Genomic DNA, 310 nt, shown 5'->3' with positions numbered 1-310 from the left:
CTCAATTGTACTGCCGTTTAACTCGCTCATGCGGCACTTCGGCGTAGCTAACGCTGCGCCTCCGTCGCGTCAGTCGCCAGATGGCTTCAATATAAAAGCTTTCGTCTCTAACGTCTCTTAAAGTCACTGCCGTTTTAATGAAGCCGTGCAACTCCGTCTCCGTTTCACTGCGCCTGCGTTTGGGGCTTCGCCCCATAAAAAAATACAGATATAAATATTGATTCAAGTTCACTTGAAAATCAATGTTTATATCTGTATTTTTTTGCACGGCTTCATTAAAAAAAGTCCCGCAATGTCCTATCCTCCCAGG

At 45.2% G+C, this 310-nt stretch carries 1 protein-coding gene; it reads right to left on the bottom strand.

Annotated elements, in window-relative coordinates:
* Window position 1: 1 nt before the first annotated feature.
* Window positions 2–310: hypothetical protein (locus tag Q7P33_RS17985; protein ID WP_303872109.1), on the bottom strand; the 309-nt coding region annotated here is incomplete at its 5' end.

Source organism: Acetobacterium wieringae, assembly GCF_026646375.1.
Classification (GTDB): domain Bacteria; phylum Bacillota; class Clostridia; order Eubacteriales; family Eubacteriaceae; genus Acetobacterium; species Acetobacterium wieringae_A.
This window is presented reverse-complemented; position numbering and strand designations above follow the sequence as displayed.